Source organism: Vibrio nigripulchritudo ATCC 27043 (genome assembly GCF_000222685.1).
GTDB classification, from domain to species: domain Bacteria; phylum Pseudomonadota; class Gammaproteobacteria; order Enterobacterales; family Vibrionaceae; genus Vibrio; species Vibrio nigripulchritudo.
The window spans coordinates 26,991-40,500 of sequence record NZ_AFWJ01000201.1 but is presented as its reverse complement, the minus strand read 5'-3'; the positions used below and the strand labels follow the sequence as shown (position 1 = coordinate 40,500).

Genomic DNA, 13,510 nt, shown 5'->3' with positions numbered 1-13,510 from the left:
ATTCTTATTCTGACACAAAGACGAAAGGAATCGTATATATGAGAGTAAACTATGAAGCATTAGTTATGCTAATTGCAATAATTATATTTTTGATAACTATCATATGGAGGATTTATTCATGGATAAAGAGTATATATTTGAAATCCCCAAAAAATATAGGAACAGAAATCAAAAAACATTTAACATTCTATTTTCTAGCCATTGTATTTATTGAATCATTAAGTTACTACATAAGAAATAACTTAGATGCACAAAATGTATTAATAGAAATTTATATTATTATCTCTTATAATATAGAATACATATTGCATATATTTATTGCTGTAGTATTATTTTGGGGGATTTTTTATGATAAGGGTAAAGAAATAAACAAAGGAGATAAAAGAAAATATATAGAAGATATTGTATGTGAGACTTTAGATTCAAAAGACTTTGCGACAGCTCTAAGAACATCCTTACCGAGAGGAGAAAATGATAATAAAAATGGCTTGGATTTTATCCCTTTTTTACTACATAGATTAGATGAAAAACGTATTTCTTATCAAAAATCAACAAATAGATTTTTAATTTCTCTAATATCAATGGGACTAGTTTTTGTATTCACAATTTCATTTTTTGGATACATCATAATCAACACTTCAAGTTCAGGTGTTTATAAATACACATCTAGCTTAAATGATGAGATAAAAAACATATCTATTAACATTACAAAGAAAAACAAATCACTAGAAGAATTCCTCGCAGATGAGGGGATTAAAAAAGATAATATTTCTATAGATCTAGAAGGTGAAAAACTGTCAAGAGCTATAGAGGAAATAGATAAATTAATTAAAAGCCAGGACATAATAGAACTAAAATATTTTTTGAGGAATTTGCCGAAAAAAAACAATTATGATATGAAAGAAAAAAATGTTAAAAAATTCTCACCATTAGCAGTAATTAATATAATAAACTCTTATAGCGATTCAAGAATTGATAGTAAGTTTGAAATCGAAAGAGCGCTAGAATTAGCAAAAGAAGCATCTTCAGAAATTATCGAAGAAATACACAAACCTGAGTTTTTAAGAGATGACTTGATTAAGCGGCTTTCAATATCATTAATTGTTGCAACATTTTTCATTGCAATTTTAAGATATCTTTCTAACTTATATAAAAGCCATTACGCAGAACTTATTAAAACAGAAGAGCAAGATATGTTTATTAGAAAGTTCTATGTCGCTTATAAAGGTTCATCTGATGATAATTCTTCTAAGGATAAAATTGTTGAAGCATTCTTGAGCAAAGATCACGACTTACATGGAAACAACTCTTCAAGGTTAGGAAGTGAAGAAGTAGGGATCATTGGAGAACTTCTAAAATCCATCGGCAGGAAAATATAGCTTAAAGAACTCAGGTTTCGGCTATCTGAGCCGAAGCCTGATTAAACCTTTACTTGCTAATTCAAGATGAGTGGAGTGCTATACAGTTGCCTTCAATATCTTCAAATTCGGCAACCCAGCCTAACTCTCCAATCGATGTTTTGGGGTAAAGCACTCTACCTCCTTGAGACAACACTTTAGCCAATGTTTCTTCTATATTTTCTGTATTGAAATAGAGTCGAGAACCGTCTTTTGAAGGGACATAACTTTCTCCCTTAACCAAAGCTCCGGAGATCCCTTCCCACTGATCGTTGGATGAAAATATTGCCATTTCATTGCCATCAATTACGGCTCGTTCAAACTGATGACCAAACACGACCTCATAAAATTTTATGGCTCTGTCAATGTCACGCACAGGAATTTCAAAATAGCCAACTGGGTTCTTCATTTCTGACTATCCTTTTATATCAACCTACTATGAATCTTTACTATTAGCCATTAGTTGGTCTGCTCTCTCTAGAGTGACTAGTGTTTCTTTAAACACGTCATCAATTTTTTCTCTTTCTGGCAGATCCGGCAGGCTATTTGAAATGGACAATTGATCGGCTTTGACTCCTTCAATCATATCTTTTATCAATCCTGAATTTCCCTTTTCCAAGCGCTGTAACAGTCCCGTCAATATGTACAAACAAGCACCTGCTTTTGCATCACTCATCCTTTCTCCTAAATTCTTCCTCTTGGATACCATCAAAGTAAGAATATCATTGAATACATAGGTCTAGCTGGCTAAATCTGATCTTTCGGTTCACCTAAATCGCATTTTTTGCAATTCAGTTCGTAGCCCAACATAGAGTCACGACCTGTCTCCGTTTCAACCCAAGGTCTGTTTATAAAGGGAGGTTTATTCCGGACATGTTGAAAATGACCGCACTGTAATTCGGCCACCCAATCATCAAACTCATCTTTATGGTAACCGACAATGGACTGTTTCATCTTTCTTAATAGCCATACAACACCCTCATAAGTAGTTGTCAGACTACCACAACAATAAAGCTTTCTATCAAAAAGAGGAGAAGTCCATTAGCGTGGCTCGCTCTCTTTTTTGAAGTAGGCGGTAAAGCTTAAAACTATCGCTAATGCAGAGACAACAGTCATAATTGTTCCTGGAACAAAATTTACGTAACCACCTAAATCTAGGAAGATGAAATATCCCAGATCAGCCATACCACCTACAAGTGCCGAAACAAAAATAGCGGTGGCATTATTGCGCCAAATAAACACAGCTCCAACAACTGTTGCTACGCCAAACCAAGCCAAGTTCCAACCGTGCTGGTTGATAATGGCACCAGCCGCATCGGGATATGTCGCATCAAGCAAGCCTATGCTAACGCCATCTGCAACAGCCTGAACGGCTGCTGGAGTCTCATTACCCATAACTGTAACGCCAGCTAAGATATGAACCAGCCCCCAAATGACCCACAGAACGGCGGATATTTTTAACAACATCGATGTTTTCATAACTTGCTCCTTTTTAAAAAGACACTAAAAAGGTTACAATTAAGATATCAATAATGCAACCTATGTAGTTACAATTAAAATATGAATATTGATTTTGCTATAGGGCTTCACATTGTGGGCTTTCTTACCTCTAACGACGGTGAGCTAGTTTCATCCAACGTGTTAGCCGCAAGTTTTGGCACTAGCCCTGTCGTCCTTAGAAGAGTATTGGTTCGATTAAACCAATCTGGATTAGTCGACACAAAGAGAGGTGCGAATGGTGGAAGCCGACTTGCGCGCCCTGCTTCAAACATCAATTTGAGAGAAGTCTATGAAGCAGCATCTCAGAACATTGAACTGTTCGCACGGCACCCTGCTGGTACAGAACCGATATCGAACATACTAGGAAGCTATATTAACGAATTCTATTTGGAAGCCGAAAACTCATTGCTTACGCATTTAGAATCCATAAGTGTTGCTGATATGGATGTCTCTGTAAGACCAAAAATTATGGAAGCACTAAATTGCAATCCGAATTAACACCAATGAAAAACAAAAAAGGCTAAAGAGTTCTTTATTTAGCCTTTTCTATTGCGTGCCTTTTTATTTCTCTACATTCTTACGTGTCCAATATTTCCATATGAAGGTCCCACCCAGTGAGTTTTACCACAACTTGGAACAACGTAAACATTAACAGGTTTTCCTGCCATGTATGCTGAAAGGAATACTGTAAACCATGTTTTTTGTGTTACTGGATTGAGTATTACATCGCCATTTGAGTCAATATTACAGTTATGAGGATTACTAAAGCTTTGTAATTTAATTAAAGCTGTAGTTTCGTTTAGCACATAAATGCCATTTATTTTCGATGTGCCCGACCAGCCTGCTGCTGAGATAGCACTAAAAGATGTTACAAGGCAGATCAAGCCCACTAGAATTTTTATTTGTTTGATCATGTATTTCTCCTTCTCAAATATTGCCAATAAATTGAACTTCCTAATTAGGGATTTTAACGCACAGATTTTTCATCCAAATACGCCAGAGGATCCATCTCCAATTACACTAGGTTCAAAGAGATCGATTTAGCTAAAATTCGCGTCTCGCCTCATGTTCTTAGCTCTGAAGCTAAAGTCAATTTCAATGAATATTTTCCTGCTATAACCGTTTGATGAAATGCCAAATTTTACACTTATACGTATAGAAATGGGGATGAACTGCAGACGAAAATTGCGACGATAATCACTTTAACAACCCTATAGCATCTCTTTGTGAGTTACTCGCTAAAGCATGTATATCAGAATATTGCTTTCAGGTTCATGAATGTTCTCAAACTCATCAACTTGATAGAGCAGGTAATTAGAAATGATTGAAAGTGGAATACCACTATATTTGGGGTTAATTAGATATTAACCAAGTGAGTTCTCATAACCCGTTAAATATAAATGTAGATGTCTATATTTATAATCATCATATTCGAAAAATTAAACTGCATGGAGTTTTTATAGATTAAAAAATCGTAAATTAGATTAGTTCTCTAAGGATTGACAAATATAAGAGAGTATGAATATTCGTTTCTAAATTAGCTGATTAATTCTAGTGATGACTATATGATCAAACTTTCCGAAATCGTGTATTTTTTTCAGCAACTTGAAAATCTACATCTTACTTATCTTTATAGACACTATGCTTACTGGCTTCTCTACACATAACAAGTAGAGCAATGGTATAGATAAAAATCTAATGTCACCTTATTTGAATATCGCAAAAAAGTGACATTGGCTTTTAATCTAATGACAAAACGAATTAGTGCTAGTGCGAGGTAGATAACCTTACATATGCCAATTCACATTTTGCATGACCTTCTTTAATACGTAGTTGAATTTTCTTTCCAGACATAAAAGCCGCGAGCATGCTAGAGTAGACTTCTTTAGCGTTACTTGAAGATGAATCCAATGTGAAGTAAACGCCTGATACCGCAGTACAATTTGCTTTTTTCTCATCGCCATATGTACCCACATAAATTGCCCCATCAGCATTTGTATACAGATCACTTATAACTGAAGTACACCCCCACGTTGTGCATTCTTGACCAAACGTGGAAACGGAAAACAAGCACAAAGAGGCTAATAAGAACTTTTTCATAGCTATACCTTTTTATAAATAGTAATTAATAAACAAAAATAACATTCAATATCCTGATATTTAAACAAAAGATAAAGGCATGGGAAATGTTATGAACAGAAATAGATAAGCAGGAGGAAAAGAGGACAAAGAAATGAGCGTCATCTCACTAAAAATCAACAACACATTTTCGCGATTAAGAAAGACTTTAACAAAGCGAAAATTCATCACGTTTTATGGCAAATAACGAACTCATCTCGCTAAGCCAGGCAATTGTATCTTTCAGGAAAAAGGCTGCGAGCGCAGCCAAACAGAAGTGGTTGAGTTTTCGGTTTGAAGTCAACAGCTCTTAAACCGCTCTACACACATCTCCAGTACTTTTCGGGGGTGCTGGCTCCACCAGTATTCAGAGAATATTTCGATTTCGCACAGTCCCTGATAGCCAGCGACGTCCTCGACGATTCGGCGTATTTCTGGGATGTCGGCGACACCATCACCCATCATGCCTCGGTCCAGAAGCAGGTCTTTGGTTTCAGCCAGCCAGTCACACAGATGGAAGGAGAACACTTTATCTGTGCCTTTAAGGGAAGCTTCTAATTGGGAATCCCACCACACGTGGTACACATCAACGGCAATACCCAGATTTTGCGCACCTACGTTTTCGCAGATGGTCAGTGCATCTTTTACGGTCACAATGCAGGAACGATCGCCGCCGTACATTGGGTGTAAAGGCTCTAACGCCAGTTTGACTCCACTTTGGGCGGCATATTCCGCAGCTTCTGCAAGAATGGATTCAATCAAACCCCAGCCCGCAGTTATGCCTTTCATCCCAATAGGTACACCCCCGGTCAGAATCACCAGACATTCTGCCTGAAGTTCGGCAGTCTGATCGATGGCGAGTTTAAAATCATCCTTCACCTGCTGCACATCGGGTGCAAAGGGTCCACAAAAAAATGGGGAGCGGCATAGTCCCGACACCGACATGCCTGCCCCCCTAACGGCTCTACCTACTGAATCTAAATTCTGATGCTGGCTGAACTCCTGACGCCAGAACGTGATGCCTGAAAAGCCAAGTTCTGCACAGTTATCGATAAGCGCTTCTGTGCTCCAGCCAAATCCTTTACCCGGAACGTTGTGCCCCAATGTTGCTGTGTTCAGTGCTAACGCCTGCGTGCTGGATGAAAAATCACGCATTGGCGCTATCCAGTGCGATCACAGGTTTAAAAGGAAGCCTGTCGAGCACATCTTTCTGAAGGTCGACTCCCTTGGCTATCTCTATCAGTGTTAAACCCTGTTCGGTCAGTTTGAACACCGCACGTTCGGTCACGTAGATAACCTGTTGTCCGTTTTTAAACGCCTGCTTTCCGCTGAAGGTAATGTGCCCGACTTGTTCAACCACTTTTGGAACGCTGCCATATTGGTCAATAATCAAGCTGTTTTTCGCATCTTTGTGAACCTTTAACCCCTTGGCTTCGAAGGTGCCGCAGAATACGACTTTTTGAGCACCGGAAGTGATGTCGATAAAACCACCTGGACCAACAAGGTTGTCACCAATTTTAGAGACATTCACATTGCCCTCTAGGTCGACTTCTCCCATCCCAAGGAAGGTGATATCAATACCGCCACCAGTAAAGAAGTCGAATTGCTCCGGTGAGCTGATGATGACCTGTGGGTTTCTCGCCGCGCCAAACATTTCACCATCCAACATGTCGCCGTTGTGAATGCCCTGCTCTACAGTTCCCCAGTAACGTACACCTCGCTTAGCGAGTACCGCCGGGATACCCCCCGAAATACCAAAACCAAAGTTGGCTGAGCGAGCACCGTTGATTTCATTGGCTGCGCGTTCGCAGATATACAGGCGCACACCAGAAGGAAGTTCATTCAGTTCAGGATTGCTGCCTTCATCGTGGCTCCACTGTTCACCACTGATGGATGGGTCGTACTCCGATATCCGGCACTGCTCCTGGCTGGGTTCGACAAACACATGATCGAGAATAATACCGGGCACAGTGACGGCTCGGGCAGGCAAAATGGGCGAATCGGTCAAGCTTTTGACCTGCGCAATCACCTTACCACCGCAGTTGTGGGCGGCTAATGCCATGGTGTACGCATCCAGATCAACCGGTTCATGACGAGTGGAAAGATTGCCATTATTGTCGACCACACTGCCGCGAATAAAACTGAAATCCACTTTTATGGGTTTGAAGTGCAATATGTCTTCACCATCCACGTTCAGCTTTTCAACTAAATCCTGCTTGGTGACGTCGTTGCTTTTTCCGCCACCGTGGTCCGGGTCAACAAACGTACCCAACCCAACCTTGGTAAAAAAGCCGGGGCGACCAGCGCCAGTCTCGCGCAGTACCCCTGAGATCACCCCGGCAGGAAACGTATAAGCTTCAATGTGGTTATTACGACACAGTGCCTGCATGTTGGGTGCCCAGCTCCAGTGTGCCCCAATCACCCTTTTCACCATGCCTTTGTGAGCAAAGCGCTGTAACCCTTTTTCCTGAGCGTCGCCGATGCCTAAAACATGGACCAAAGTGAGATCTTTAGGGTGCCCTGTTGTCAGAAAGCTTTGTTCCAATTCCTTGAACAGAGCATCGGCTTCCAGCAAACCACCTCCAGAACCACACAACGCGATGGTTGCCCCGTCAAATATCAACGGCGCGACCTCACCCACCTGCAATTGTTTTGATTTTCCTACGTGCTCCATGAACACCTCAATATATAACCAACTAGTTAGTTAACTTAAATTCAAATAAAAAGCGCGCTATCAGGCGCTTTTTCCTAGCACTAAATCTGCACCTTTCTCTGCCACCATAATGGCTGCAGCATTGGTGTTTGAGCTGACAATAGTTGGAATCACCGATGCGTCAATCACACGAAGGTTTTTGATGCCTTTCACCCGCAGATCGGTATCGACCACCGCCATAGCATCGTCCTCTGCACCCATCTTGCACGTCCCGACTGGATGGTAAGCGGTACGACCATGATCGCGGCAGAACTGGATGATCTGTTCATCAGATTCCACCTGCGTCCCAGGGAAATGCTCACGCTCAATCAAGCCATTGAAAGCATGCTGATTGATCATATTTCGGCATAACTTAACCCCTTCAATCGCGACCTGAACGTCGTAAGGGTCAGACATGTGATTGGTATTCACTATCGGATTATCAGCAGGATTAGTGCTGGCAAGTTCCACTGTGCCACGGCTACGTGGTCGCAGTTGGTAGAAATTTAACGTCACGCCGTAACCAGAAGGCACTTCTGGAATACCCGCTTCAACGCCAGCGCCAGGCAGGAAGTGGAACTGAATGTCTGGCGTTTTTTGCTCCTTGTCTCCCCACCAAAACGCCCCCGCTTCAGCGATGTTGGAAGTCACAGGACCCGTTTTAAAAATCAGATATTGCAGCGCAACCATCAGCTTGCTGAGCGGCTTGTTGTAGCGCTCCATGCTGTAAGGTCCGTTCAGCTCGTGAATCGTATCGATGTCATAATGGTCTTGTAGGTTCTTACCAACACCCGGCAACTCCTGAACCACATCGATACCATGTTCTTCCAACCATTCTGAATCGCCAACACCACTTAGCATAAGGATTTTTGGTGATGCTATCGCCCCAGCAGCGAGAATCACTTCCTGATTTGCCTTGTAAGTATGCTTCTCGCCGCCATGTTCACATTCCACCCCAATGGCAGACTTGCCTTCAAACAGCAGCTTATGAACCATACAACCAGTGATCACTGTTAAGTTTGGTCGCTTGAGCGCTGGGGCTAAATAACCAGCTGCGGCACTGCAGCGTTTACCATCTTTTTGAGTTACCTGATAAAAACCCACACCCGCTTGCTTCCCATCGTTAAAATCTGGGTTGTAAGGTAACCCCGCCTGTTGAGCACTGCGGATAAATCGGTGAGAGAGTGGATCTTTATAAATAAGATTGGAAACCGACAGTGGACCTTCGGTGCCATGATGTTCGTTGGCAAACGTCTGGTTGGATTCTGAGCGTACAAAGTAAGGTTTTACGTCTTCATATGACCAGCCAGCGCAGCCATCTTCATTCGCCCAGCGGTCGTAATCTTCTGGGCAGCCACGAGTAAATACCTGTGCGTTAACCGAGCTGCCGCCCCCAATCACTTTTCCCTGTGGGTAAACAATGGAACGGTTAGAAAGATGCTCCGTTGGTTTTGTAAAGTAATCCCAAACCAAAGGACCTTTGGTGGTCTTAAAGAAGCCAATGGGCATATGGATATACATGTCTTTGTCGACAGGTCCCGCTTCCAGCAGCAGAACACGATTGTTGGGATTTTCAGTGAGTCGGGAAGCCAATACGCAACCAGCCGAACCCCCACCAATGATGAGATAGTCGTACATCTTTTATCCTTAAATGTTAGTGCCTTAGCACATTCCTTTGTTTCACTTTTTGGCGTTTTGTAATGGTTATTTTGTATGAATTAACACCAAGTAACTATTTAGTTATATAATTGAACGATTAAATTTTCAACTGTTATTTATGTGACCTCCCGAGCAGATGAAAAGATTCACCCCGTATCACAAATGGAGTTTAGACATAGAAAACTTATAGAAAGATCGCACTGTACCGATTAGCAGTTGCAGGCTAGTAAATATATAGTTACTTTATGATACCCAATATTCCGCACAACTCTTGTGCATAACGGTAAACATACTCAACAGGAAACAATTGTGGCGAATCAGAAAGCGAAAAAACCGATTCATCAAAGGGACAGCGAAGCCACTAAAGAACGTATTCTTCAGGCAGCCAAATACGAATTTGCGCAAAATGGATACGCAGGAGCAAGGGTCGACGAAATATCCGAACGGTCTGAAACCAACAAACGCATGATCTATCACTACTTTGGTGGTAAACAGAAGCTGTTTAAAGCGGTTCTGGAGCAAGCCTACTTCGACATTCGAAAAGCCGAACGAGCGCTTCACCTTGAAGAAATGGAGCCTGAGAGAGCACTGACCGTACTGGTCGAGTTTACCTGGCAATACTATTTGGATAACCCTGAATTCCTCACACTGGTTAACAGTGAGAACCTTCATAAAGCTGAGCATTTGAAATCATCGGAAGTCATCGAATCTTTACGTGACCCGTTCGTTTCGATGATTCAGGAGATTCTTAAGCGCGGAGTAAAATCTGGGGTTTTCCGTGAAGACGTCAATCCTGTTCAGCTGATCATCACCATGGCTGCGGTGAGCTACTACTATTTCACCAACCGTTACACTGGCTCAATTTTATTTAACCGCGATCTGATGGCTGAGGATGCACTAAAAGAGCGTCTCGCATTTAATGTGGAAACCATTTTGCGAATGGTTAAAGCCTGATTGTAAGCTGTGCTCGCCAAGCCGTGCGGGCACACCTCCAGCCTCTTCTTTTCATTCCTCACGCTCTATTCCATCTTTCTCTGTTCGACCATTTCAAACTACGCCTTCGTCACTTTTCTTAGAGCTATTACTTGCAAATATGTAACTAACTATTTACATACTATCACATCCATCTCTCACTAAAATACGTTCGCCTTGAACGGCAACAAGGAGGTTTATATGAGTGAAATGCAAGCCGCATACCTGACCAAGCCAGGGAAATTCGAGCTGAGAACAGTAGCAAAACCCACCCCAAAAGACGATGAGGTAATAATTAAGGTATCTAACTGCAACATTTGCGGAACCGATATGCACATCTTCAACGGTCATTACTCCGCCGACAAACTGCCCATGGTGTTAGGGCATGAGTTTTCAGGGGTGATAACGGAATTAGGCAAGAGCGTGAACCACCTTTCAATTGGTCAGTCTGTCACCGTGGACATCAATAAAGGCTGCGGTCACTGCTACTACTGCCGCCAGAATGAGATCATGAATTGCCCGGATATTTCGCAAATAGGCATTCATGAAAACGGCGCTTTTGCCGAGTACATTGCCGTCCCAGCCAGATTGGTGCTGGTTGCACCTGAGGGAACATCGTTAGAATTACTTTCCCTTGTTGAACCGGTTGCTTGTGTGGTTCGGGCAGCGCGCAAAGCACAGGTCAGTTTCGGTCAAAGTGTCGTTATTCTGGGAGCTGGACCCATTGGCAATTTACACGTTCAAATGATGCGGTTGATTGGCGCAGCGCCCATTATCATTGCTGATCTTTCAGAAGAAAGAACGCAAATGGCACTGGATGTCGGTGCTGATATTGCGGTAACGAATATGGATCAGCTTCAGCAAGTAGTCAGGAACCATACCGAAGGCAGAGGAGCGGACATTGTTATCGAGAGTGTTGGCATTCCGCAACTTTACGAAAAAGCGTTTGAGCTGATCAGACCGGGAGGACACGTCGGTGCGTTTGGTATTACAGATGAACACGGTGCCCTTTCACTAAAGCTGTTGGATATGGTGTTGAGAGAAACCTCCATCAAGGGATCTGTTGCCGGAATGGGTCAGGACATGCACGATGCGATGACGCTGCTTCTTCACTACCGGTTCAAAACGGATGCTTTTAACAGCTGTACTTTCCCGCTTGAGGATATCCAGAATGCCTTTGAGCAGGTTGCTAACCAAAGCCGACCAGACGTATTGAAAGTTCAGGTAAAAGTTTCCTAAATTCATCAAACAAGGAGTTCGGCGCTCGTCGGTCAGCACGAGCGTCGCCTCCACGAAATCAGCCAAACTTCTCTCTTATATACTCTATTCCATGTGCCCACAACTCCATATGGTGACGTCACAGGAAAACGTCTCCATCACCTTTCTTAGAATTGACACTTGCAAAATAAGTAACTAACTGTTTACATAATTACAACATTGCTTTTTCATTCTCATGCAGTATGGAGCCGGTAGGCTTCAAGAGAAGACACTTCAAATTGTAGATTCTGTTGACCAGAGGAATGGTTATGAAAGCAAATAAAATCAATACGTTCAGTCGAAGTGGCGTTGAGGTAACCGCCATGGGGTTCGGTGCCGCGCCGATAGGAAATATCTTCCGCCCTATTGATGAATCCACCTCCGAAGCCATGATTGAAAAGTCCTGGAATGCAGGCATCCGTTACTTCGATACTGCGCCTATGTACGGTCATGGTCTGTCAGAAGTACGTGTCGGTCATGCCCTGCGCTGGAAACCCCGCAACGAGTTCACCTTATCCACAAAAGTGGGTCGAATTCTAAAACCTCAGGCTCGCGAAAAAATCGATTTTACGCCTTGGGTGAACGCCCTCCCTTTCGAAATGCAATTTGATTACAGCTACGACGGCACCATGCGCAGCATTGAAGATTCGATTCAGCGTATGGGGCTGGAGCGAATTGATGTCGCCTTCATACACGACATCGATAACTTTACTCACGGGAAAGATGCGCAGCCTGCTCGTTTTCGCGAGGCCATGGATGGCGCATACAAAGCGTTGAGCCAACTTCGTGACGAAGGGGTTGTTAAATCGATTGGTGTGGGTGTAAACGAATGGCAGGTTTGCCATCAAGCCTTGATTGAAAGGGACTTCGACAGCTTTTTGCTGGCTGGTCGCTACACCTTGTTAGAACAGGAAGCACTGGACGAATTTCTGCCACTGTGTGAAAGTCGCGGCGCGTCCATCATTATTGGTGGGGGTTTCAACAGCGGTATTCTTGCTACAGGTGCCACCGAAAAAGCCAAATACAACTACGCCCCCGCTCCTGCTGAGATCAAACAGAAAGTCGCGAAGATAGAAGCCGTTTGTGAAGAGTTTAACGTCGCCCTCCCAGCGGCTGCGCTGCAATTTGTGCTCGCGCACCCTTGTGTACCTTCCATAATTCCGGGAACCCGGGACGTTTCACAGCTTCAGCAGAATCTTGACTGGATCAATCAGGCAATTCCGACCGAATTCTGGGAAACGCTGAAAAAACAACAATTGATCCGAGAAGACGCCCCAACACCTAACGATTGATTTTTGCCCCCCAATAAAGGATGGGGGGTATTTTACCCTAACAATAACTAACTAACTAGTTACTTATAGGCATATGAATATGATCAAAGTACATGGAATTAACCACATTGGCTTCACCGTTCCAGACATCGAGCAAGCCGTCGAGTTTTTTACCGAAGTATTCGGAGCAGAAACCATCATGAATGTGGGGTATGTGGACGTCGATGATGAGTTCATGGACAGAAGACTCGGTGTAAACGCGGGCAGAAGAATCAAAGACATGCGCGTTTTGCAGTGTGGTAAAGGCGGCGCACTGGAAATATTCGAATACAGCGGTGAAGACGCTTCACCACTGAAAATGAACAGTGAGATTGGCGGTTTTCATATCGCGCTTGAAGTCGACAACGTTTACGAAAGCGCCGAAAAAATGAAAGCCATGGGTGTCGACTTACTTGAAGGTCCCACTCTGATTGATGCAGGTCCAATGGAAGGGCTGAACTGGCTGTATTTCCGTACTCCCTGGGGTCAGTACATGGAAATCGTCAGCACCGAAGGTCCAATGGGCTACGAAAAGGACGGCGGTCCTAAAATGTGGTCGCCAAAACCCTAAGAAAGACAACATCGCGCCAGGACGTAATGCGCGA

At 43.0% G+C, this 13,510-nt stretch carries 15 protein-coding genes; 6 read left to right on the top strand and 9 right to left on the bottom strand.

Features of this window, described 5'->3' with window-relative positions:
- The coding region (locus tag RH89_RS15095) for a hypothetical protein (RefSeq protein ID WP_206536137.1) at positions 1-1,379 on the top strand (1,379 nt) is incomplete at its 5' end.
- 61 nt (positions 1,380-1,440) lie between these two features.
- Here RH89_RS15095 and RH89_RS15090 read toward each other — a convergent pair.
- From RH89_RS15090 to RH89_RS15075, 4 genes are all read right to left on the bottom strand, one after another.
- Positions 1,441-1,806 (bottom strand): VOC family protein, encoded by a 366-nt coding sequence (locus tag RH89_RS15090; RefSeq protein ID WP_004403663.1) that lies wholly within the window; start codon positions 1,804-1,806, stop codon positions 1,441-1,443.
- A gap of 27 nt (positions 1,807-1,833) precedes the next feature.
- A complete protein-coding gene (locus RH89_RS15085; protein WP_004403661.1) occupies positions 1,834-2,073 on the bottom strand; it encodes a hypothetical protein in 240 nt (79 codons plus the stop codon).
- A gap of 71 nt (positions 2,074-2,144) precedes the next feature.
- Positions 2,145-2,351, bottom strand: coding sequence for a DUF3565 domain-containing protein (locus tag RH89_RS30605; RefSeq protein ID WP_004403659.1), 207 nt, complete (start codon positions 2,349-2,351; stop codon positions 2,145-2,147).
- Between the two features lie 87 nt (positions 2,352-2,438).
- Entirely contained in the window at positions 2,439-2,876 is a 438-nt protein-coding gene (locus RH89_RS15075) for a hypothetical protein (RefSeq protein ID WP_004403657.1), read from the bottom strand.
- Positions 2,877-2,957: 81 nt separating this feature from the next.
- On the opposite strand from RH89_RS15075, the gene RH89_RS28760 reads away from it, so the two are divergent.
- Positions 2,958-3,395, top strand: coding sequence for an Rrf2 family transcriptional regulator (locus RH89_RS28760; RefSeq protein ID WP_004403655.1), 438 nt, complete (start codon positions 2,958-2,960; stop codon positions 3,393-3,395).
- Positions 3,396-3,466: 71 nt separating this feature from the next.
- Here RH89_RS28760 and RH89_RS15065 read toward each other — a convergent pair whose 3' ends face one another.
- From RH89_RS15065 to RH89_RS15045, 5 genes are all read right to left on the bottom strand, one after another.
- Entirely contained in the window at positions 3,467-3,811 is a 345-nt protein-coding gene (locus tag RH89_RS15065) for a hypothetical protein (protein ID WP_004403654.1), read from the bottom strand.
- 853 nt (positions 3,812-4,664) lie between these two features.
- Entirely contained in the window at positions 4,665-4,997 is a 333-nt protein-coding gene (locus RH89_RS15060) for a hypothetical protein (protein WP_004403653.1), read from the bottom strand.
- Positions 4,998-5,315: 318 nt separating this feature from the next.
- A complete protein-coding gene (locus RH89_RS15055) occupies positions 5,316-6,170 on the bottom strand; it encodes a sugar phosphate isomerase/epimerase family protein (RefSeq protein ID WP_004403652.1) in 855 nt (284 codons plus the stop codon).
- A complete protein-coding gene (locus RH89_RS15050) occupies positions 6,163-7,689 on the bottom strand; it encodes an acyl CoA:acetate/3-ketoacid CoA transferase (RefSeq protein WP_004403651.1) in 1,527 nt (508 codons plus the stop codon). The genes RH89_RS15055 and RH89_RS15050 overlap by 8 nt, the downstream gene beginning before the upstream one ends.
- A 60-nt stretch (positions 7,690-7,749) precedes the next feature.
- On the bottom strand, positions 7,750-9,345 hold the full coding sequence (locus tag RH89_RS15045) for a GMC family oxidoreductase (RefSeq protein ID WP_004403650.1): 1,596 nt from the start codon (positions 9,343-9,345) through the stop codon (positions 7,750-7,752).
- A 330-nt stretch (positions 9,346-9,675) separates the two neighbouring features.
- Here RH89_RS15045 and RH89_RS15040 point away from each other — a divergent pair, with 330 nt between their 5' ends.
- The 4 genes from RH89_RS15040 to RH89_RS15025 all read left to right on the top strand — a co-directional run bounded on the left by RH89_RS15040 (position 9,676) and on the right by RH89_RS15025 (position 13,476).
- Positions 9,676-10,320, top strand: a complete 645-nt coding sequence (locus RH89_RS15040) for a TetR/AcrR family transcriptional regulator (RefSeq protein WP_004403649.1) — start codon at positions 9,676-9,678, stop codon at positions 10,318-10,320.
- 219 nt (positions 10,321-10,539) lie between these two features.
- On the top strand, positions 10,540-11,577 hold the full coding sequence (locus RH89_RS15035; RefSeq protein WP_004403648.1) for a zinc-dependent alcohol dehydrogenase: 1,038 nt from the start codon (positions 10,540-10,542) through the stop codon (positions 11,575-11,577).
- A gap of 287 nt (positions 11,578-11,864) precedes the next feature.
- Positions 11,865-12,887, top strand: a complete 1,023-nt coding sequence (locus tag RH89_RS15030; protein WP_004403647.1) for an aldo/keto reductase — start codon at positions 11,865-11,867, stop codon at positions 12,885-12,887.
- A gap of 79 nt (positions 12,888-12,966) precedes the next feature.
- Complete coding sequence (locus RH89_RS15025) at positions 12,967-13,476, top strand: VOC family protein (RefSeq protein ID WP_004403646.1); 510 nt, start codon at positions 12,967-12,969, stop codon at positions 13,474-13,476.
- Positions 13,477-13,510 lie beyond the last annotated feature (34 nt).